The organism is Bacillus sp. FSL R7-0672 (genome assembly GCF_038601465.1).
Classification (GTDB): Bacteria; Bacillota; Bacilli; order Bacillales; family Bacillaceae; genus Bacillus; species Bacillus pumilus.
This window is the reverse complement of record NZ_CP152010.1, coordinates 1,486,193-1,507,647: the sequence shown is the minus strand read 5'-3', so window position 1 is coordinate 1,507,647 and position 21,455 is coordinate 1,486,193. Positions and strand designations below refer to the sequence as shown.

Sequence of the window (21,455 nt, the reverse complement as noted above, 5' to 3'; positions counted from 1 at the left end):
CCTCCCCTATTGTGAATTCGCTTTCATTTTTCCTGCTAAGTACTTTGTAATCCATTCAGTAATAATACCGCGAAGTAAAATGACGACGATCCCGACTAAGAAGTACCGAACAGCAAGCTCTGACATTGAGTATCCTGCCTCTTTAATACCGTTCGCAATCCCTAAGTAGACAAACAGTTCTCCTGCGTTGGCATACGGAAACAGTGATGTCACCGGATGAACAAATGAAACAGCTGAATCATAGAATGCTGGTTTTTGTTTTTCGGGTAAGAAGCGGCCAAACGTATAAGCCATTGGGTTTGTCAAAATAAGAACGGATAAGATCGGCATTAACGTGTAGCGCAAAATGGTATATTTCGCAGCAAACTGAATCGCTCTATTCACTCGCTCTTCTCCAATAAACTTCATGACAGCATAAGTGAAAGTAAGTAACACAACAAGCGTTGGAACGATACCTGTAACAAGACCCATGAATTGCTTTCCGCCGGCTTCAAACATTCCGATAAAGTGCTCTCCAAACCATTGAATCCATTCCATGTTTCATCTCCCCTTTCTTTAGTTCACATTTGTTATATTTTTTTTCGAAATCGAGACAAGTGCCTGTTCAGCCGCCATGGAAAGTGCGTGCATGACAGCTGGCCCCTTTTTGCGTTTTTTCAACGTCTGCTTCATCATATGGTGTTCGTCTAACACAGCCCCTACATGCTTTCCTTCATATGAAGGGACTTCTTTAAATTTAGATAAGATCGACACACCGCCAAGCACATGGCATTTTTGAATGATATACGATTCATCTACAATGATGAGCGCAATGGCTCCAGGGCCAACTTTGCGCCGCTCCATTCCTGAAAATAAGTGGTAGCCTTGCTTCCCTCTGTAATCATCAATAAGTGAATCCATGCTCTTGCGGTAGTACTTGATTTGAATAAAAGATAACCCGTACTGCACAATGAGAATGATACAAAGTACGATCGCTAATTTTTCCACAGCTTCACGTCCTTATGATTGAAATAAATGATCTTGTAATGAACGCAGCTTCCAGACCGTTGTGTTTGAATCAAGCTCTACATCATCATGAGTCAGGAATTGTCCTAGTTTGATGTCTTTTTTCGCTACGACTTTTCCGCTGATTAAACCAATTGGAATGTGACCGTTCGTTTTCATGTCTTGATGTGTTTCAAGAACACCTCTTACGGAGTATCCGCCAATCCCGTCAAGTGATTCTCCAGCTTTAATATCTCTTTTTGCCACAGCGACTGTTTCTGATACTGGTACACCAATTGGGTGGATGGATGAATCATGCTGTAAAACTGCTTTTGCGATGGTAACAGGTGTTTCAAGACTCGCTAAGTGGAAAGGACGGTAAAGTGTGTAGTGTGGGCCTTTTCCAACTTTTAAGTAGCGCAGCTCTTCATCTACTGGCTCAAGGTCACTCTTCACGATGACAAATACACCTGGTGCAAGTCCATTTACATATTCAACGACTCCGAAGTTATCGAGCACGCCGCCTTGCTGTTTTTGATTCAATTTATCTGCTACATTTTCTAAATTGGCTTCGACTCCGTGCATACCGACTTTATCTGGCAGAAGCCCTGTCGCGTTACTTAATAAGTTCATTTCCGCCATTGTTTTTGTTCCGTCCTGGAATGCAGCCAGCATATGTGCACTCATATGTTTACTATCTGCTTCTGCTTTACACGTATCTGGATTTGCTTCTGGGAAGAATGGGTTGTTCTTTCCTTTCCCTGCAACGAGTACCTCAAGACCCATTGTTTTCGCAAATTCATATAATTCTAGTGTTGCTGCTGGTTCGTCTCCAGCTGATCCTGAGTAAACAAGTCCTGCATTTGTGAATAACTTATGCATGACCAACCCGATGGTAATATCAACTTCTACATTTAAAAGAACGAGATGTTTTTTCGAATTAAGCGCTTCCAAAGAAATGTTTGCTCCGACTTCTGGGACACCTGTTGCATCTACGACAACTTCTACGGAATCTGATTGAATCACTTCTCTGTAATCATTTGTGACAACCATTTGATTTGGCTTTGCATGCTGCTTGTAAAAATTCGCTGCCTTCTCTGCTGCACTAAGGTGAATATCACAAACACCAGCAACAATCATGCCTGGAATTTTAGAAATTTGCGAAATGAGTCCAAAGCCCATTTGGCCTGCTCCAATAATCCCTACTTTGATTGGATCTCCACTGCGTTCTCGAGCTAACAATTGTTGATAGATAGACATTTAAATCATCCTTTCAGGTTTTCTTGCTTCTCAATAGATTGCTAGAAATATAATCTGAAACTTTTAACAAATGTTATAAAAATTAACAAAAATCTGTTTCTTGTAACATTTGTTATTTTGTTTATCATTTGTTATGAACTTAGTTTATATGATGTGTCAACTTTGTGTCAAGCTAAAATCGATAAAATTTTCAATCTTTTTGAGTCTAAAGACTCAAAAAAACTACCTAATGATATTAGGTAGTTACTTTAATAAGGCATCTCCAGTTCGTTCATCGGTAATTAATACATGAATTAATCCACCTGCTAATGCCGCCCGAATTGCTTCAATTTTCTCTTCGCCACCAGCGACACCTATGACAAGCGGAATTTCTTTTAGCTTTTGGGGGCTTATGCCCATCACCCGGTCGTTCCATGGGTGGGGATATACTTCCCCTTGATGATCAATAAAGTTATAGCAAATGTCACCTGCTACATCCTTTGCTTGAAGGATGTCCTCTTCGCCGCTTGTCATATAGGATTTCACCATCGTTGAATGCTGCGGAACACCACCAATTCCGACAACCGCGATATTTGATGATTCTCCTAGTTCAATCACTTTTTTGATCGACGGCTGCCGGATCAGTACATCTTTCGCTTCTTTCGTATCAAGCATGACGGGTACATGTAAAAACTCACATTTAGATTTGAGTGCCTCTGTGCATCTCGCAATAATATAGTTGGCGTGGATATCGACATCTTCATTTCCCACACCTCCGACAAGCGGAACAAATGTCACGGATGGATAATGCTGAACAGACGTAAGCGCTTTCGCCATTTCATGCAGCGTTGTCCCTGAGGAAAACCCAATAACTTGTCCATCCTTCATCACTTTTAATAAAAAGCTTGCCGCCGCGGCACCGATTCGGCTTTTGGTTGTGTCTTTGCTGAGTGTTTCCACACAGACGACTTCTCGCAGCCCATATTTGCGTTCTATTTTTCTTTCTAACGATCCATACTGTTGGTTGACTTCATCATGAATAATGATTTCCACGATTCCTGCTTCACGTGCTTTTGCCAAATATTTCGATATGAGCGAACGACTAACCCCAACCGCTTCTGCGATGTTAGATTGAGTGGCGCCTTCTTCATAATACATATGCGCAACTTTAATGAGCAGCCTTCTTTCATCATGGAATGTCATAATAACCCTTCTTTCCGCTTAAGTGTTCCCTAACAAATGCTATCTAAAATAACATTTGTTAAAAACAGATTAAATGAAAAAAATAACAGAGTCAATACTAGAGGCGTGTTCTCTCACAAGAATGAAAAAAGCCGCACATGAAGCGGCGGCTTTAAAAGATGTTTTTATTCATTTGTTTAATGGCTGCTTTTTCAAGCCTAGAGACTTGTGCTTGAGAAATCCCGATCTCTTCGGCAACTTCCATTTGCGTTTTGCCCTGGAAGAAGCGTTTGCGAAGAATCATTTTTTCCCTGTCATTCAACCTACGCATGCCTTCTTTTAAGGCCAATTCTTCCACCCATTGTGTGTCTTTGTTCCGTTCATCACTAATTTGATCCATCACATAAATCGGATCTCCTCCGTCATTATAGATCGGTTCAAACAAAGATACAGGATCTTGAATCGCATCTAGGGCAAAGACAATTTCCTCATGAGGCACTTCCAGCACTTTGGCAATGTCTTCTGCTGTTGGCTCCTTGCTTGTCTCACTAATCAGCCTCTCACGGACCTGAAGTGCCTTATAGGCAATATCTCTTAGCGAGCGAGACACCCGAATCGGGTTGTTATCACGCAAGTATCGACGGATTTCTCCTATGATCATAGGAACCGCATAAGTTGAAAATCTGACATTGTGGCTTAAATCAAAATTATCAATTGATTTCATTAATCCGATACAGCCTACTTGGAAGAGATCGTCGACATATTCGCCTCTGTTGTTAAAACGCTGAATCACACTTAAAACCAACCGTAAATTGCCATTGACTAGCTTTTCTCTTGCTGTATCGTCACCCTCATCTTGCAGCTGTCTGAACAATTTTCTCATCTCGTCGTTTTTCAGAACAGGCAACTTGGAGGTGTCGACTCCGCAGATTTCCACTTTATTTCTGGACACTTTTTTCCCTCCCTACAGGAGCTGTTGTACAAAGTTCAGTATCTCCTTGGGATGGAAAAATATGCACGAGCGATGACGAGAATTATGAGAAAAAAGGTTGTTTCCTTTGACAGTGCAGGAACAGAGCTTTTTTTAAAAAAATTTTTAGACCATTTTATTAAATTCTTTTTGTAATCGTTTAATAATTCTTTTTTCAAGCCTCGAAATATAAGACTGTGAAATCCCAAGCATGTCAGCGACATCTTTTTGGGTTTTTTCCTCACCGCCAACTAAGCCAAATCTTAGTTCCATGATCTGCTTTTCGCGGTCATTTAATTGCTCGAGCGCTTTTTTCAGCAATTTTTTATCTACATTTGCTTCGATATCCCGCGTGATAATATCATCATCTGTTCCAAGTACGTCTGATAAAAGCAGTTCATTTCCGTCCCAATCAATGTTGAGCGGCTCATCAAACGAAACTTCTGACCGGATTTTATTATTTCGACGCAAGTACATCAAAATCTCATTTTCAATACATCTCGAAGCATATGTTGCAAGCTTGATCTTTTTTTCTGGGTTAAATGTATTGACTGCTTTGATCAGACCAATGGTTCCGATACTGATTAAATCCTCAATATTAATACCTGTGTTTTCAAATTTTCTTGCGATGTAAACGACTAAACGCAAATTTCTTTCGATTAGAATCGCTCTTGCGGTTTGATCACCCTTTGGTAATTTGACAAGCAGCTCCTGCTCTTCATCCTTTGATAATGGAGGCGGCAGCGCTTCACTTCCACCAATATAATAAATTTCATCACTCTTTAGACCTAGCTTCATGAGGAGTTTATACCAGTAGTAAGTGAGTTTAAATTTTAATTTTTTCATCTTCTTCTCCCTTCTAAATGTCAAGTTGACCTCGTAAGATAAAAGACATCACCAAAAAACTACGACACCCCCTGAATGATTTTCCCGTCTAACATATCTGGATGAATGATGGATTGAAATTCCTGATCTGCCGATAAACCGCTCAGACTCAACCCTACAAAACACTTAGCTGGCTGAATCATGTGTTTCTTTGAATAAATGAAGACTGTATCTGGTTTTAGGCATAGTAGAAAGCCGTGATCATGACCGACCGCTCGATATGGAACAAGTCTTAATCGATCAAGAAGAGGAAATTGATCATCGATCTTTTGCATGACTTCAACAGGATGAGACTGTTTCATGAGCTCTATAAATGGCTCTCCGCAAATGGCCGTTAGCTGGTCGGCCTGGACGATCATGACAGGTGTTTTTGTCATAGGATCATACAGCTGGTTACCAGAATCGACGAGTCCCTTTAAACGGATGGTCTCTCCATGAATGTGTATTTCCACAAGCACTTGTTCATCAACCTGTCTTTTTTTCGTACCCACCTCGCCTAATCTTTTCTTTGAAAACAGCCAAATCGCAGGAAACCCAGTTAAAACAAAAAGCCAGCTAATCGGATCACCAAAGCCATCATTTTGTGAAATCAGCAGGCCATCTTGAATGACTGTATTGGTTTGCAAAAATGAATGAACCCCGATCATACCTCCTCCCATCAAAAATGTTACAAAGTAAAAAGCAAACAGATTTTGAAAAAAGGAACGAAATCTTTGAAAACCAAAGGTTGCAAGAACGATGAAAACAGAAAAAAGTAGTTTGCCTAAAGGGTGTGACACAACCATTGCAAATGGTGTAAAGAGCAAGAGAACAATGCTCGATCCAATGAGAGCTCCTAACATATATCGCCTTTTTTTTACTTGTCGTTTGAGAATAAATGCAGTGAGTAAGAGAAGCAATAGATCAAAACAAAAGTTTAACAGCCAAATCACATCTAAATAAATGACCACCTTCTGCTCCTTTCATCTGAAACAAAGAATCAAAAGCAGTACTTGCACTTGTTTGTACCAGTATAAAACAGTCATGAGATGGAAGTCTGTCAATTCTTGTTGGGGATGATAGAGAACTTTTGGTGGATTGTTATTGTTTTTGTCGAGGAATGAGAGAGAGTATTCTTCTGGACAAGCCTTCAAACAATTGTTGAAAGAAAAAAGACACGCTCCTAGAAGTCGTGTCTTTTGTTTAAGTTACTTTTCATTGATGTTTAATGTGCCTGAAGCTTTTTGTCTTGTGACATTTCCATAATCATCTCGCACAATCACCTCAATGACCGCACCTTTTGCTTTGGCGGTAGAAGTAGCAGTCCAGTAACCTTCATACGTTCCACTCGATACTTCGCGAAGCGGCAGCTCTGTAGTATTTTGAAGCTTTGATCTCGCGTTTGTCAGCGGCATGTGAATGACAAATGTTGCGTCTAGCTTTTCTCTGCTGTGAAATGAAATTTTAACAGACTCCCCTGATGCCAGATAGACATTCTCTGCTGGAGTCAGCTTAGAAATCTCAGGTGCCTCGTATTGGACATCGATATTGATTTTTTTAGTCGTTTTGTTTCCTGCTGCATCTTTCGCTGTGACTTTGATCGTATTTTTCCCGTTCTCAAGCAGTATTCTTGCGGAATATTTTTCACCTTTTATGGTTGCCTTTTTTCTATTTACAGTGACTTGATCAAGATGATCATCTGTGACCTTTCCTTCTACAGTGAGCGATTCTTTATTCGTCTTTTCCCCTTTTTTCGGTGTATCGATGGTGAGCACCGGAGCTGTTTGATCAATGATCACCTTTACTGGTTTGGATCGTTTTGTTGCACCTTTATCCGTAACAGTTGCAGCCGTGAATACATGCTCTCCACTTGAAACTGTAAGCTTTTCTTTGAAGGCGCCTGACTGATCTGTTTTCACTTTGGCAATCTCTTCATCGTTTTGATAGATCGCTACATCGAGCCCAGGAGAGGCTTTTCCTTCGATCTCCAGTTCATCTTTGCTCGTAATAACTCCTGTCTTTGGAGATGTAATCTCTGGCACATCTGCTTCATAGTCAACAAGCGCACGAATCATATAATTTCCCTCTTCTTTTGGAGAAGGAGAAAATGCACCGCTTGTCAGCTGCCAGCTTCTTTCAGCATTTGGTCCATCTTCATCTGTTGCAAGCCCTGGAGATTCCGTATTTTTTTTCGTTTGAATATAGACAAGATAGAAATCTCCATCCACCGTAATGGCTTGATCTTCTAAATCTACTTTTGTCCATTCCCCATTACGCAGCGCTTTCGCTTTTAGAGGTCCTGCCATTTTCTTCCCTGGAGCTCCGTTCTTCCCAGAAGCGTCATACACTTCAACTGCAAATTCATTCCCTCCAGGAGCTGGCCACTCTGATGACCAGAAACGGAAAAGCCCTCCTGTGAGTTGCGCTTGTTTCTTCCCCTTTTCTAATGAAAATTTCACAGCCCAGCCATTGCCAGGATCATAGAAGGCTCTCGCATTTTCAGCTGTTCCATCATCATAGCCAATTTCCCCAGCAAAGCCGATGAATGGCTCTAGCTGAATGGCTTTTTCCACCGGCTTTTCTGTCACATCTGCTGTAAAAGAATATCCTTTAAACCCTTTGGCAAATACTTTGACGGTATAGACACCGCTCAATGCCTTTAGAGAAAATTCGCCAGATTCATTTGTTTTCACCGGCTTAATTTTCGCATCTTCTACAAGATAAACCGTGGCATCCTTTATTTTTTCACCCGTTGTTTCGTTGGCAATTGTGCCAGATATCGTTCGTTTCTTTAGTGGCTGTAAGGCGAAATTCGCCTCTGCCGTTTCATTTGAAGAAATATGGACGGTTTGTGTGCGTGATTCAAATCCGTAAGCTTCCGCTTTTACTGTGAATTCTCCTGCACTGTGAGGAAGCTGATATCTCCCTGTCGCTTCATCTGTGTACGTTGACTTGCCGCTTTCAAGAACACTAATTTCCGCTTTCATAGGAAGAGCTTTAATGGACGAAGCAGCTAGATTTTTTTCCTTTTTCATTTCTTTTATGTTCGCAGGCTTCTTAAGTGGGTGTACAGCCTTATCTTTTTGAGGCAAGACTTGATCTGTTATTTTCATATCATCTAAATGAACATCTTCGTTTGTCACCTGTCCTTCAATCATGCCAATTCCATCTGTTAATGCCGTAATCGCCTCTCTTGCATCAACTAAACCTGCCCCATAGCCATTGTTTGGGGATTCCGGGAATTGCTGATCAGTTAACGGCTTCGCTGTATTAATCAGAATTTGTTCAATTTCTTCAACAGAAAGATCTGACTGTACTTGGCGAAGAAGAGCCACAACAGCTGAAACATGCGGACCAGCCATCGACGTCCCATTCCAGCCATCCTCATACCCTTTCCCAGGAATGGATGAACGAATGTTTACCCCTGGGGCCGCAATGTCTGGTTTCATGACACCATATGGAGACGGACCTTGCAGCGAGAAAGACCCCAATTTGTTATCTTGATCCGTAGCACCCGTTGCAAAGACCTCTTGATAGTTCGCAGGATTCGCAATGGATCCTTCACCACCAGGGTTGAATAAATCGGTATTGCCAGCTGAAAACTCTGGAAAGATGTCCGCTGCTCTCCAAGCATTGACGACATCTTTATACCAATCATCAAGGCCAGGCCCACCTCCCCAAGAATTATTGACGACATCTGGTGCCTGTTCTGGATGTGGGTTGCCGGCCTCATCTTTTGGTGCTAAAATCCACTCACCTGCGTCAAGCAGATCAGCATCTGTACCACCATCTTCTGAGAAAGCTTTCACCGCAATCCATTTTGCGCCCGGTGCGACTCCGATTTGATTCTTTCCATCTGGCTCAGAGCCAACCATCGTTCCCGTTACATGTGTACCATGCTCTAAATCATCATATGGCGCTTCAGATCCTGTCGTAGCATCGTACCAATTGAATTCATGAGTTGGTTTATTCGGATGTGCTGGATCAAATCCGCGGTATTTTTCCTTTAAAGCAGGATGATCCCATTCCACTCCTGTATCAATACTTGACACAACTGTACCAGTACCGTCATAACCTAAAGCCCACGCTTCTGGAGCATGAACTTGAGAAATGTTCCACTCGACTCCATCTACTGCTTTCATTTGTTTTTTCTGCTTCGTCTTCAAATCAACCGGCCGGTGAATTTGACGGGTTTCATTTGGCAGCACTTGATCTACTTCTGGGAAGGCAGCCACCTTTTCCATGACTTCTTTCGTTCCCGTCACCGCTAAACCATTCACAATATAGTACGAATGAATCTCCTTCACTTGCTTTTTCTTTTGTTCCTTTTGTAAATACGTAAGGAGCGCTTCCTGCGTCTCCTCAGACGTTGCTCTTAATTCGGATACGACAGCTGATCTTTTTGTGTATTGCGTTTTAGCCGCTGTTAATTTCTGTTTTTTGGCTTCGGACACCGCTTCCTTCGCCACTTTTTGCGTATTTGTTTGCTCTTTCATTTTGATTAAAAAAGTCACCTGATCATCCTGTTGAAACTGCTTCATTAATCTAGATGAGATCTTTGCTTTTGTTGTCTTAGAGGAGACAGCTTCCTCCTGATATGAGGTAGAAGTCGATGTTGCTTGAACCGTCCCAAAGCTTGTCATCGTTAAAGTACCAATCACCAAAAGACTCATCAAACGATAGCCGGCGGTCTTGCGAAACTTCAATTTCAATCAAATCCCTCCTCCTCAAGTGGCCAAACAGAGTATAGGTCTCACTCCTTTCCTTCTGTTGTTCATGACAAGATTCATGGTGTTCTATTTAATGTAGTCAAATAAAGTTCATCATTTTGTCGTTTTTTGTAGGAGGGAGTAAAAATGATTCTTTTTTCTTAAACACCATAAGTCAAATTACATATGGAAATTGAAAGACCTCTCACGTATTTAAGACTTTTTGATTAGAAACCCTTATAAGTTGAGACATAAAAAAACCCCTTCCATTGGAAGGGGTTAAGCTATACTCGATTAGCGTTTATTGCGGTTGCGTAAGAACGTTGGAATGTCTAGCGTATCATCACTTGATTGTGTATTTTGTCTTGGCTGAGATGATGGCTGTTGATGTTCCTCGCGTTTTACTTCACGTTTTTGAGGAATGGATTGATTTTGCTTTAATCCTTGTCCTAATGGGTTTCTTTGTGATTTTGTCACTTCTGGTTCTTGCTCAATGAATCCAGTAGCGATCACAGTCACCACAATTTCATCCTTCAAGTTATCATTGATGACAGACCCGAAAATCATGTTTACATCTTCGTCAGAAGCAGAAGCCACAATATCCGCCGCTTCTTGCACTTCATAAAGACTTAGGTTCGTACCACCCGTAATGTTCATGATGACGCCTTGAGCACCATCAATCGCTGTTTCTAGAAGTGGCGAGGAAATGGCTTTCTTCGCGGCTTCCGCAGCACGATTTTCACCTGTTGCGACGCCAATACCCATTAGAGCCGAACCTTTATTGGACATGATGGTTTTCACGTCAGCAAAGTCAAGGTTAATCAGACCTGGTGTTGCAATTAAATCGGAAATCCCTTGAACACCTTGTCTAAGCACGTTATCTGCCGCGCGGAATGCTTCCAGCATTGGCGTGTTTTTATCAACAATTTCAAGCAAGCGATCGTTTGGAATCACAATTAATGTGTCAACTGCTTCTTTCATAGAAGCAATTCCTTCTACTGCTTGAAGCTGACGCTTTCTTCCTTCAAATGTGAAAGGACGAGTCACAACTCCAACTGTCAATGCACCAGAATCTTTTGCGATTTTTGCAATGACAGGTGCAGCACCCGTACCAGTTCCACCGCCCATACCAGCTGTAACGAAGACCATGTCTGCGCCTTTTAATACTTCTTCAATCTGCTCTTTGCTTTCCTCAGCAGCTTTTTTACCGACTTCAGGATTCGCACCTGCTCCAAGCCCTCTTGTCAGCTTAGCACCGATTTGCATTTTAGTTTCTGCTTTTGATAGATTTAACGCTTGTGCATCAGTATTGACTGCAATAAAATCGACACCTTGTACGTCATTTTCAATCATTCGGTTGACAGCGTTATTCCCGCCGCCACCTACTCCGATTACTTTAATTGATGCTAGGCCGTCTATATTTGTTTCAAACTCCAACATGCTGAATCCTCCTAATCCGTCGAAAATCTAATTCTATTCCCAGAACATATTAAATAGTTTTTTCATTTTGCCCGGTTTTTTATTTGTCTCTTGTTGTGCTTTTTGTTTTACTTTCGGTCTTGGCTGCGCTTCTTTCACTTGTGGTGCAGAAGAAACCGGCTCCATGGATGCGCCTACTTCATGAAACGCCTCATCTGGCATTTGGAATCCAACCTGTCTGCCCTGAATCTTTGCATTGCGATAAGCAAAGTGGATCAGACCCACTCCTGTCATATATTGAGGCTCTCTCACCCCGATATAATTCGGACTTGCAATCCTAACATTGTTTTGCAAGACCGTTTGTGCAAGAGAAAGGATACCTGGAATAGCTGCTTGTCCACCTGTTAGAACGAATCCACCAGGCAAATCATGCACATCCATATTTCTTAATTCCTCCGCCACAAAGAGCAAGATTTCTTCCAGCCGCGCTTCAATAATGTTGGCTGCATCAAGCTGTGTATACGTTTGTTTTTGATCGGTACCGATTACAGAAACTTCAAATGTCTCCTCCGTCGATGCCTCATCATAAAACGCATGACCAAATTGTTTTTTGATTCGTTCAGCTTCTTCAGTGGAAGTTCTAAGTCCTATAGACAAATCTTTTGTTATGTTCTCTCCGCCCAAAGGGATACTGTGAGTAGAATAGAGATGCCCGTTTTCAAATACGGAAATCGTTGTAGATCCGCCGCCAATATCGACAAGAGCTACCCCAAGATTTTTTTCATCTTTCGATAATGCTGCCGAGCCCGATGCGAGTGGCTGCAAGCATATATCCATTATTTCAATTCCAGCTCTTTCTACACATCGGAGCCAGTTATGTAGAATCGTTTTAGAACCTGTAATTAACGATCCTTCCACTTCTAGCCGAACACCAAGCATTTTTTTCGGATCTGTGATTTCATCTCTTCCGTCGACGATAAATTGTCTCGGAATTACGTCTACGACGAGATGTTCTTGAGGAATAGATACTACTTGTGCAGCATCTAAGACACGTCTCACATCTTCAGCATGTATTTCTTTGTTTTCACTAGATACTGCGACTACGCCGCTCGTATTCTGAATATGAATATGGTTTCCGTTAATTCCGACAATCGCCTTTTGTAAAGGAAAACCTACCATTCTCTCAGCCTGTTCAAATGCTTGTCTAATAGAATGAACTGTCTCATCTATATCAACAATCGATCCTTTTTTTAACCCCTCTGAAGGGACATTTCCAACACCTATAATGTTAAGCGAATCATCCGCCATTTCTCCGACGATGACTTTTATATTGGATGTACCGATGTCAAGGCTGACGTAAATTTCATTGTTGTTCATTCTATGGCACCTCCTCACATTTCAATACTTTCTATTCTATTATTTGCTGAACAACAATACAATGAATGTGTTTTTACAAGTGTGTAACAAAACTTAAAAAATCAACATTTTTTATTAGGATTACTAAAAATATTCGTTACATCATATGTATATCCTTTTTTATGACTCACTTTTTTTCTTTTTTTCTCTAGAAATTGTCCATTTTGTTAGGAGAATTCTTCTAATCACTGCTATATTTTGAAACAATCTAACGCCGAATGCAAACATTCCGACTAAGTACAAGTCTACACCAAGATGGACGCCCAGAAAAGCTAAACTTATTGCCAGTATAATATTAAAGAAGAAGCCTGATACAAACACTAGTTCATCGTATGCCCCTTGCAGATGTGCCCGGATTCCACCAATCAATGTATCAAGTGCAGCAAGTACAGCGAGGGAAAGATAATTAGAATACTCATTCGGTATCGTAAAATTAGTTAAGAAACCGATCGCAACTCCTATGATTAAGCCAAGTACAGGAAGCCACATTAAGATTTTTCCTCCTTTACATCGTCAAGAGGCTTCAATTCGTTTACTTGAATTGCACCGTCATATGCTTTTAAGTGGATTTTTTTCTTCGGCTGGCTCATACTCAAGCTGAAGTTTTCCTGAGCAAACAAATCACTAATATCTGATACATTTAAACGGCTGTATAATTTGTCGGCCTGCTCACTAATCATTTTAATGGTGACTTCATCACTATCTAAGCTGTAGCCATCCATTTTTGTCGTGCCATTAATATCTCGAATCACACTTGTATTAATGACACGGCGATCATTGATGGAAATATGTTTTGCCCCAAACATATTGGCTTCATTAATTAACTTTTTCAGAAGATCAGGTGGGATATTTTTCACTTCTTCTCCAGTAAGGTCCTTGGAAAAAAGCTGAGATATTTCAATTTCAATCCCCTCCCCTTCCACTTCTGTAAAACCAGCCTTTTCTTTTAAATCCTTTAACGTTTTTGTTAATTGTGCTTCTTTTGATCGATCTCCTTGATGACCATATTTTTTTAGCATCTCGTCGTATTTATCAATTTCTTTGAGCAAATCCAATTCCTTACTTTTAGATGCAGATAAATCCTCTCTCAGTTCCCACACATCACGAGTATCACGAACTTTGGGCTTTTGTAAGGAATTGAATTGGATGGAAACCATGATGCCAAATATGATCATTAAAGCTGTTAAACTAAGTAAAGGCTTCTTTTTCCTCAACACCACTCACCTTTTCACTTTTAATCTTTGTTTCTTAAAAGAGGGTTCATACGAATATCCGTTTTCTCGATCGTCATTGAAATGTGATCACTTGTCAGCTGATCGACCACTCCCCCTGCAATATTTAAAGCAGGTATTAACACAGCAGGATCACCAATAGCAGATATGACAAATGGTGCTGGATGCTGAACACCATCTACTGTGACAACTGGACCGTTACAATGTATGTATGATTGGTGTGTGATTCTTTGCCCATTAATAGATACAGCAGAAGCCCCTGATATAAATAGTTCGTTTATCACATGAAAAATGTGGCTCTCATGCACAATGTAATTATTAACATTTTGTCCACTCGGGATATAAGATGCATCTTCAAGAGACACTTTTACCCCTTTTCCTTTTACACCGATCTCTCCTGTAAACATTCTATATTTCTCAACATCTTCCAGCACATTAAAATACTGCTCTTTTTCATTTTTCAAATTGGACTCTGTTGCTTGTACCTTTGATTGAAGACTATATAATTCTTTTTCGAGTTTCTGATTTGCCTTTTCTTGCGTTGTGAGCTGACTTTTCAGAGAGTATTCTTTTTTCCATTGCTCTGTTCGAATGACATCTGCCTGATGCTGCTTTGTATATTGGTATGAAAAAGAAATCAGAAAACCAAGAACAAGCATGACAATCGAGAATATAACTGTTTTGCCTCTCAACGCTCATCTTCCTTTTTCTTAGATTTAAACGCTTCGAAATACGTAGCGACTTCCATATGGATTGTGCCTTTTTCAGATGATGAAAGTTCTTTTACAATGGCTGGATAGGTTTTCATTTTATCACCGAACGTTTTAATTGATGCAATCACAGTGTTTCCGTCATTCATATAAAATTTAACTAGCCAATTGTTTGAATTTGTTGGCACATAATATACTTCTGAGATGAGTTCCTGAATAGAGGCTGGCAGTTGATTTAAAGATTTAACAGTTTGCTTCAGCTTCTCCTTATTGTCCCAATCGACAAAAATAGGTCCTGCATGACTCGGTGTCACTTCTTCTGGTAAAGCGGTCCCATTTTCAAGAAGCTCATAATATAGATTTCCCTTTTGAAGATACGCAATATTTGCATATTCTTTGACAGCAATACTCACTTTATTTGGGAAATGCTTTTTGATACTGACACTTTTAATCAGTTTATTTTGTTTAATATGATCTGCTGTTAAATCTTTATTTAAATTCCAAAACTCTGTTTCGCCTTCTTTAATTTGTGAAAGTTTAACAAGCTGTTTTGTTGAGACATACTCATTACCTGTGATGGTTAAAGAAGAAATTTTGCTGATAGGTGTCTGCAAATAAATAATAATTAAAACCATGATAAAAAACAGTAGTATAAAAGAGATCAGTCTCCGATTCGCTTTTTGCTTCCTTTGTTCTTTAATTTTAGGAATTCGCTCTTCTATATTGACGATCTTTTCATTTTCATGATCAGGCCGCATATATACTCTTCACCTCATTCAAAGCTGCTTGTCCACATCTTTGGGTCATCATTTTGATGAGAAAACAAACGGCATTCTTTCATGCCGTTTGTTTTCCTCTGATGTCATCATTCATAAAAACTACCTGTTAATTTTCTTCACCGATAATTTCTACTTCTGTATGCATCTCTACGTTGTAGTCTTCTTTAATTTTCTTTTGGATGAACTGAATTAAGTCCAACACGTCTTGAGCATTGGCTCCACCAGCGTTGACAATAAAGTTGCCGTGCATATCAGAAATTCTAGCTCCGCCGATTTGGTATCCTTTTAAATTCGCTTTTTCTACAAGCTGTCCTGCATATTCAGGCAGCGGATTTCGAAAAATACTGCCAGCACATGGCCGATTATAAGGCTGGGTTTCTTTACGATAATCTTTATTTTGCTGCATCTTCTTTGTGATTTTCTCGCGGTCATCCTGCTTGAGCTTAAACACAGCTTCTAGAACAATGCCAGGTCGTTCCTTTTGTAGGACTGACGTTCGATAGCTAAAATTCATTTGTTCATTTGTGAGCCACTCGATGCTTCCATCTTCAAATAAGATTCTGGCTTTCACAAGAATCTTACTGATATCAGATCCATGTGCACCTGCGTTCATATAAACAGCGCCGCCAATAGATCCCGGAATACCAGCTGCGAATTCCAGTCCTGAAAGACCCTGTTTACTAAGTGATGTCGCGAGCCTTACGACAGAGTAGCCGCCGCCGACTGTAATTTCTTCATCATTTACAGTTAGGTGATCCAGTCCAGCACCTAGCTTTAGGACAACTCCTCGAATTCCTTTATCAAGGACAAGTAAATTCGATCCTCTTCCAATGACCGTCCAATTTGTATGGTGTTTTTTCACATGATCCATGATCGTTTTCACTGCATCGATATCTTTTGGGATGATCAAAAGATCTGCTGGTCCGCCTATTTTCATTGTTGTATGATTCGCAAGCGGCTCATTTTCAAGTACTTTACCAACTTGCGCTTCTAATAATTCATTCTTCAAGTTCTCCATATTACCCTCCGCCTTACCTAATATCATTCCATCATGTAGTCGTTATTTCTTTTAACACATTATATAAACGTGTAGCCGCATCTGGTACTCCGAGTTCTTTCGTTAAACGGCTCATTTGGTTGAGTTTTTCTTCATTACCAGCAATTTCATCAATGGCATGTAGCAAACGATCCCCTGAAAGCTCTGATTCTCTTAAAACAATCGCAGCATCATGTTTTTCAAGTGATCTTGCATTGATTTCCTGATGATTTGCCGTCACGTATGGGCTCGGAATAAAAATGGTTGGGATTCCAAGAGCCGTTACTTCAGCAATTGTTGTAGCTCCTGCTCTTGCAACAATCACATCGATCGATTTCAGGTACTCTGGCATTTGATGCAAGAAAGGTTTTGTGATCATGTTAGGTGCTGCACCTTTTTCCTTTAGTTCATTCAACACTTTTTCATAATGAACCTCACCTGTGATATATAAAAGCTGGTAGTTTTTAGCCTTTAAATCATCTTGCATTTCGATCACTGCTCTATTGATAGGAGCAGCACCTCGACTCCCGCCGAAAATAAGAACCGTTTTTTTCTTTTCATCGAGCCCGAATTCTTTAAGAGATTTCCCCTCTTTTATAGAGACGACTTCAGAGGCTCTAGGGTTTCCCGTAAATACAACCTTTTCAGAAGGAAAATGTGCCTTTGCTTCATCAAAGCATATGGCTACCCTATTAACATATCTCGCTAGGAACTTATTTGTAATACCAGGCAGGCTGTTTTGTTCGTGTATAATAGTCGGGATCTTCAGCTTAGAAGCCGCATAAACCACAGGACCACACACATAACCGCCTGTTCCAATAACCGCATCAGGCTTGAATTCTTTTAAGTAAGATTTGCTTTTTTGAACGCCTTTCAAAAATCTCATCACCGTTTTGACGTTATCAAAGGAAAGCTTTCGTTTAAAACCTGAAATTTCTATCGCCTTGAAAGGGATATTTTCTCTTTCTACAATTTTCTTTTCAAGTCCATTTTCAGTACCGATATATAAAAATTCCACATCAGGATGCAGTCTCTTCACTTCTTTAATAAAGGCTAAGGCCGGATAAATATGTCCGCCTGTTCCGCCCCCACTGATTACTATACGCATTATACCATTTCCCCTCATTTTTTTTCTGCTCTGAACAAAGTATAAACCCTGTTTTAAACAACAGGGCTCCGTTAAAACCTGTAAAGAAGAGTCAAAATACACGTTTTCGAAACAAAAACTGTCATTTTCACTCTTCAAATCATTTTTTTATACTTTTGCAAAATAAACGTCAACATGGTTTCATTAGCTTCAGCACGCTAATATCTTGCGTACCTGCTGACATTCAGAAGTACGCCAATCGCCATCAGCATTAATGTCAATGATGAGCCGCCATAACTAAGGAATGGGAGCGTGATACCTGTCACAGGAATAAGTCCAGTGACAACTGCGATGTTAATCATTACTTGAATGGCAACCATTGAAATAATACCAACTGCTAGGAAACTCCCATATAAGTCTGGGGCTCCAAGTGCTATTCGTATGCCTCTCCATAATAGTACACTAAAGAGGAGTAAAATGAGTGATCCCCCTATAAAGCCAAGCTCTTCAGACAATATCGCAAAGATGAAGTCCGTTTGGGGCTCAGGTAAATAGAAGAATTTTTGTCTACTTTGACCAAGTCCCATTCCGAACAGACCACCTGGACCAACAGCGTATAAGGACTGAATAATTTGAAACCCACTGCCTAGTGGATCTTCCCAAGGGTTTAAATAAGATGTAATTCGTTTTATTCGGTAGGGTGCTGATAAGACAAGTGCAGCAAACCCGCTGAGCCCTATAAGACCGAGAAATATAAAGTGAGCAATTCTCGCACCTGAAACAAATATCATAATAATACAGGTTCCAACCATCACCGTTCCTGTTCCCAGATCCGGCTGAAGCATGATGATGGCAAATGCAGAAAATACAATGCCTAAAGCTGGGGCAAAACCTTTGCGAAAGGATGTGATATTTTTTTGTTTTTCAGATAAGAATTTTGCAAGAAACGCAATCATCGCAAGCTTCATAAATTCAGAGGGCTGAATACTAAACGCACCGACACCGATCCAGCTTCTTGATCCATTTCTCTCCATACCAATGCCAGGAATAAGTACAAGCAGCAAAAGGAGAAAACAAACAGCAATCAATATCTTTGACCAAGTCCGCCACGTCCAATAATCGACTCGCATAATGAAAAACATTGCGATAACTCCGATTCCGGCAAACAAAAGCTGTCTTTTTGCAAAATAAAACGAATCATCAAATTTATACGATGCCCACACAGCACTAGCGCTGTACACCATAATTAAACCAATCGTCAATAAAAGTAACGTAATGACAACAAGCAAAAAATCCGGAGAAGTTTTCTTATTCGTCAAGAGACCGACACCCCAAGCATAATTTCATTTGGGCTGTCAGTCATATGAGAGACAAGCCCTTATTTAAGCATATGCACGGCGTTTACAAACATGTCTCCACGTTCTTCAAATGTTTTATGTTGATCCCAGCTTGCACAAGCCGGAGATAATAAAATCACGTCTTCTTCTTCAGATATGTTAAACGCCGCATGTACTGCTTGTTCAACATTATCGACATGTTTTACGTGATGTATTCCAAGCTCTTCACCAAGCTTCACAAACTTGGGTGCAGTCTCACCAAATGTGATAATTCCTTTTACATGTTTCATAAAAGGTTTCAACTCATCAAATTCATTGCCTCGATCAAGTCCACCTGCTAATAAAATAGTTGGTTGTTCGAAGGCTGACAATGCTTTACTTGTTGCCAAAATATTGGTTGCTTTACTATCGTTATAAAATTTCCGACTCTGAATTGTATCTACAAATTGCAGACGATGCTTCACTCCACCAAATGTCGTGAGAACGTGAACGATTGCTTCATTTGAGCAGCCTGCATTTTTTACAACACAAATAGCTGCCAGAATGTTTTCCTGGTTATGCTCACCAGGAAGGACAACATCCTTTACATCAATGATATGTTCATTCATGTAGTAAATTGCACCATTTTGAATAAACGCACCATGTTCTACTGGCTCTTTCACTGAGAAAAACACTTTTTTTGCTTTTAAACCTTCTGCTAGTTTTACAACGGAAGGATCATCTAGGTTAATTACAGCAATGTCATCTTCATGTTGATGTGCGAATACTTTCTGCTTTGCTTTTTCATATTCTTCACGAGTATGGTGATAGTCTAAATGTGCATCAAAAATATTTAATATTAAGCTGATTTTAGGTCTAAATTCAACTGTTCCCATTAACTGAAAAGAAGACAGTTCCGTTACGATCCACTCATCGCCAGCTGCATTTGCAGCGACTTCACTGGCAACTGTTCCAATATTACCCGCCACTAATGTTTTTTGGCTGTCTTTTTTCAGCATTTCATAAATCAATGTCGTGGTAGTGGTTTTTCCATTCGATCCAGTAATCCCAATAAAAGGAGATGAGGTTAAATGATACGCTAATTCTATTTCCGTCCAAACTGGAATTTGGCGGCGAAGCGCTTCTTGAACCATCACATTTTCATATGGAATTCCTGGATTTTTAATTAAAATTGTAATGTCTTTATCTTCGAATATACGAAGAGGATGACTGCCACAAATGACATCAATCCCCTTTTCAGAAAGTAGCTGAGCAGGTTTATTTTCTTCAAACGGTTTTTGATCATTTACCGTCACATTTACTCCATGTTCATGAAGAATTGAAGCTGCCGCATATCCGCTTTTAGCAAGACCTAATACTAGTACATGTTCGTTTTTTAACATTTGCATCTTATTCAATTATAACCACACCTCGATGTAAATTCCTAAAACAGCAAGTAATAAACCAGCTGTCCAGAAGGTGACAACTACTCTCCACTCTGACCAGCCAACTAACTCATAGTGGTGGTGAAGCGGACTCATCTTAAAGATTCTTTTGCCGGTTGTTTTAAAGGAGATGACTTGAAGAATAACGGATAACGTCTCAACAACAAATACTCCACCAATAATGACAAGTAAAATTTCAAGCTTCGTTAAAATCGCAATTGCTACAATGGCTCCGCCTAATGCTAGAGAACCTGTATCCCCCATAAATACTTTTGCAGGATGTGCGTTAAACACAAGGAAGCCAAGGACGGCTCCTGCAACAGCTACTGAAAAGATCGCTACATCATACTGGGATTGATTCCAAGCCAGTATAGCAAATGCTCCGAAAGCAATAGCAGCGGTTCCAGATAAGAGACCATCCAGTCCATCCGTTAAGTTCACAGCATTAGAACCTCCGACAAGCATGAAAACAACAAGGATAAAGTAAGCCCATCCTAAATCAAAGCTGACGTCTGTTCCTGGAATGCGAATCGTTGTTGCAAACTGATAATAATGGAAAACTGCATAAAAGATCACAGCGATCACAATTTGACCGATTAATTTCTGTTTCGATGTTAATCCAAGATTTCGTTTCATCGCTACTTTAATATAATCATCTAAAAACCCTAATAGGCCGTAACCAAGTGTGACAAATAACAGTAAAAACATTTCTGGACTAATCTCAGAAAATTTGTTGATCATCACAATTGTTGTAATAGTGATAGAAAAGATAATCATGATGCCGCCCATTGTCGGCGTCCCAGATTTCTTTTGGTGGGACTGCGGGCCCTCTTCTCTAATACTTTGACCAAATTTTAGTCTTCTTAAAAACGGTATAAAAATCGGGGATAAAAGAACACTGATTAAAAATCCCATTATGATTGTAAACAATATCACCTGTTCAAGCATCGTTCTTTACTCCTTCCGAATTTCCAAAGCCGTTTTCCATCAGAAAATTGCATTCATTATTATGGTATTCATTCGCGTTCTTCGTATGTTGTTTTTGTACAAAATGCTTCATTTCATTA

The 21,455-nt window shown here is 40.1% G+C and carries 19 protein-coding genes; all 19 read right to left on the bottom strand.

The window, feature by feature from the left end:
- Nucleotides 1-6 precede the first annotated feature (6 nt).
- The gene (locus tag MKY18_RS07445; protein WP_003210918.1) at nt 7-537 is read right to left on the bottom strand and encodes a PTS glucitol/sorbitol transporter subunit IIC; all 531 of its coding nucleotides are present in this window, start codon (nt 535-537) and stop codon (nt 7-9) included.
- Nucleotides 538-555: 18 nt separating this feature from the next.
- Entirely contained in the window at nt 556-987 is a 432-nt protein-coding gene (locus MKY18_RS07440) for a transcriptional regulator GutM (RefSeq protein WP_003212289.1), read from the bottom strand.
- Nucleotides 988-999: 12 nt separating this feature from the next.
- A complete protein-coding gene (locus MKY18_RS07435; protein WP_265208333.1) occupies nt 1,000-2,244 on the bottom strand; it encodes an SAF domain-containing protein in 1,245 nt (414 codons plus the stop codon).
- A 243-nt stretch (nt 2,245-2,487) separates the two neighbouring features.
- On the bottom strand, nt 2,488-3,426 hold the full coding sequence (locus MKY18_RS07430) for a sugar-binding transcriptional regulator (RefSeq protein WP_034662535.1): 939 nt from the start codon (nt 3,424-3,426) through the stop codon (nt 2,488-2,490).
- Nucleotides 3,427-3,577: 151 nt separating this feature from the next.
- Nucleotides 3,578-4,357 carry an RNA polymerase sporulation sigma factor SigG gene (gene sigG, locus MKY18_RS07425; protein ID WP_003211879.1) on the bottom strand — a complete coding sequence of 260 codons (780 nt, stop codon included), beginning with the start codon at nt 4,355-4,357 and terminating at the stop codon, nt 3,578-3,580.
- 144 nt (nt 4,358-4,501) lie between these two features.
- Complete coding sequence (sigE, locus tag MKY18_RS07420) at nt 4,502-5,221, bottom strand: RNA polymerase sporulation sigma factor SigE (protein ID WP_007499746.1); 720 nt, start codon at nt 5,219-5,221, stop codon at nt 4,502-4,504.
- Nucleotides 5,222-5,280: 59 nt separating this feature from the next.
- Nucleotides 5,281-6,210 (bottom strand): sigma-E processing peptidase SpoIIGA, encoded by a 930-nt coding sequence (gene spoIIGA, locus MKY18_RS07415; protein WP_126741211.1) that lies wholly within the window; start codon nt 6,208-6,210, stop codon nt 5,281-5,283.
- A gap of 237 nt (nt 6,211-6,447) precedes the next feature.
- The gene (locus tag MKY18_RS07410; RefSeq protein ID WP_342497794.1) at nt 6,448-9,951 is read right to left on the bottom strand and encodes a S8 family serine peptidase; all 3,504 of its coding nucleotides are present in this window, start codon (nt 9,949-9,951) and stop codon (nt 6,448-6,450) included.
- A gap of 291 nt (nt 9,952-10,242) precedes the next feature.
- Nucleotides 10,243-11,388, bottom strand: a complete 1,146-nt coding sequence (ftsZ, locus tag MKY18_RS07405; protein ID WP_003211613.1) for a cell division protein FtsZ — start codon at nt 11,386-11,388, stop codon at nt 10,243-10,245.
- 33 nt (nt 11,389-11,421) lie between these two features.
- On the bottom strand, nt 11,422-12,744 hold the full coding sequence (gene ftsA, locus MKY18_RS07400; protein WP_044141988.1) for a cell division protein FtsA: 1,323 nt from the start codon (nt 12,742-12,744) through the stop codon (nt 11,422-11,424).
- Nucleotides 12,745-12,903: 159 nt separating this feature from the next.
- Nucleotides 12,904-13,272 carry a small basic family protein gene (locus MKY18_RS07395; protein ID WP_003210988.1) on the bottom strand — a complete coding sequence of 123 codons (369 nt, stop codon included), beginning with the start codon at nt 13,270-13,272 and terminating at the stop codon, nt 12,904-12,906.
- Nucleotides 13,272-13,997, bottom strand: coding sequence for a DUF881 domain-containing protein (locus tag MKY18_RS07390; protein WP_106067388.1), 726 nt, complete (start codon nt 13,995-13,997; stop codon nt 13,272-13,274). Before MKY18_RS07390 ends, MKY18_RS07395 begins: the two co-directional genes overlap by 1 nt.
- Before the next feature lie 20 nt (nt 13,998-14,017).
- Nucleotides 14,018-14,707 (bottom strand): DUF881 domain-containing protein, encoded by a 690-nt coding sequence (locus MKY18_RS07385; protein WP_003211621.1) that lies wholly within the window; start codon nt 14,705-14,707, stop codon nt 14,018-14,020.
- On the bottom strand, nt 14,704-15,483 hold the full coding sequence (locus tag MKY18_RS07380) for a cell division protein FtsQ/DivIB (protein WP_106067387.1): 780 nt from the start codon (nt 15,481-15,483) through the stop codon (nt 14,704-14,706). The genes MKY18_RS07385 and MKY18_RS07380 overlap by 4 nt, the downstream gene beginning before the upstream one ends.
- Before the next feature lie 127 nt (nt 15,484-15,610).
- Nucleotides 15,611-16,522, bottom strand: coding sequence for a UDP-N-acetylmuramate dehydrogenase (gene murB, locus MKY18_RS07375; protein ID WP_065097231.1), 912 nt, complete (start codon nt 16,520-16,522; stop codon nt 15,611-15,613).
- A gap of 31 nt (nt 16,523-16,553) precedes the next feature.
- Nucleotides 16,554-17,648 (bottom strand): undecaprenyldiphospho-muramoylpentapeptide beta-N-acetylglucosaminyltransferase, encoded by a 1,095-nt coding sequence (gene murG / locus MKY18_RS07370; RefSeq protein WP_003212323.1) that lies wholly within the window; start codon nt 17,646-17,648, stop codon nt 16,554-16,556.
- A gap of 197 nt (nt 17,649-17,845) precedes the next feature.
- Complete coding sequence (gene spoVE, locus MKY18_RS07365; RefSeq protein WP_003212197.1) at nt 17,846-18,946, bottom strand: stage V sporulation protein E; 1,101 nt, start codon at nt 18,944-18,946, stop codon at nt 17,846-17,848.
- A 59-nt stretch (nt 18,947-19,005) separates the two neighbouring features.
- On the bottom strand, nt 19,006-20,361 hold the full coding sequence (gene murD, locus MKY18_RS07360; protein ID WP_106067386.1) for a UDP-N-acetylmuramoyl-L-alanine--D-glutamate ligase: 1,356 nt from the start codon (nt 20,359-20,361) through the stop codon (nt 19,006-19,008).
- The gene (gene mraY / locus MKY18_RS07355) at nt 20,362-21,336 is read right to left on the bottom strand and encodes a phospho-N-acetylmuramoyl-pentapeptide-transferase (protein WP_003211854.1); all 975 of its coding nucleotides are present in this window, start codon (nt 21,334-21,336) and stop codon (nt 20,362-20,364) included.
- Nucleotides 21,337-21,455: the final 119 nt, after the last annotated feature.